Below are 1190 nucleotides of genomic sequence, written 5' to 3'. Positions count from 1 at the left end.
CGCCGCCGTGAACCGTGCCCGCCGTGCTGTCGAAGCCGCCACCGGTGATGGCCCGGCGTGAAGGTGGTCCAGGCGTACCGGTTCGCGCTCGACCTCACCCCGGCTCAGCAACGGGCGGTGCTCGCGCACGCCGGGGCGGCCCGGGTCGCGCACAACTGGGCGCTGGGCCGGGTGAAGGCGGTCATGGACCAGCGGGCCGCGGAACGCACCTACGGCGTGCCCGACGATGAGCTGACCCCGGCGGTGTCGTGGTCGCTGCCCGCGCTGCGTAAGGCATGGAACGCCGCGAAGGCCGGGGTCGCGCCGTGGTGGGCCGAGTGCTCGAAGGAAGCGTTCAACACCGGCCTCGACGCGCTCGCCCGCGCGTTGCAGAACTGGGCCGGGTCCCGGGCAGGTAAACGTGCCGGTCGGCCGGTCGGGTTTCCCCGGTTCAAGTCCCGCCGTCGCACGACGCCCAGCGTGCGGTTCACGACCGGCACGATCCGGGTCGAGCCGGACCGCACGCACATCGTGCTGCCGAGGCTGGGCCGGCTGAAGCTGCACGAGTCCGCCCGCAAACTCGCCCGCCGCCTGGACAACGGCACGGCCCGGATCATGTCCGCGACCGTGCGGCGCGACGGCGGCCGGTGGCACGTCGCGTTCTGCGTGGAGGTCGAGCGGACCGAGCGTGTACCGGGCTGGCCGGACAGCGTGGTCGGTGTCGACGTCGGCATCAAGCACCTGGCCGTGCTGTCCACTGGCGAACTGGTGGACAACCCGCGCCACCTGGCCGGTGCGCAGGCCAGGCTCCGAGCGCTGGGCCGGGCACTGTCGCGGAAGACAGGACCGGACCGGCGCACCGGGCGGCGGCCGTCGCACCGGTGGCAGCGGGCCACGAACCGGCTCGGCCGCGCGCACGCCCGCGTGGCGAACCTGCGCCGCGACGGGCTGCACAAATTCACCACCCGACTCGCCGCCACCTACGCCACGGTGGTGGTGGAAGACCTCAACGTCACTGGCATGCTGGCCAACCGGCGATTGGCCCGGCACATCAGCGACGTCGGGTTCGCGGAGATCCGCCGCCAACTGGCCTACAAGACCACCTGGAACGGTGGCCGGTTGCTCGTGGCCGACCGCTGGTATCCGTCCTCGAAGACCTGCTCGGGCTGCGGCGCGGTGAAAACCAAGCTGGCCCTGTCCGAGCGTGCATA

1 protein-coding gene is annotated in these 1190 nt (G+C 72.4%); it reads left to right on the top strand.

The features are described 5' to 3' along the window. Positions 1-57: 57 nt before the first annotated feature. Positions 58-1190: IS607 family element RNA-guided endonuclease TnpB (gene tnpB, locus ACGFI8_RS48045; protein ID WP_392815841.1), on the top strand; the 1133-nt coding region annotated here is incomplete at its 3' end.

This window comes from Dactylosporangium sp. NPDC048998, assembly GCF_043197855.1.
Lineage (GTDB): Bacteria > Actinomycetota > Actinomycetes > Mycobacteriales > Micromonosporaceae > Dactylosporangium.
This window is presented reverse-complemented; position numbering and strand designations above follow the sequence as displayed.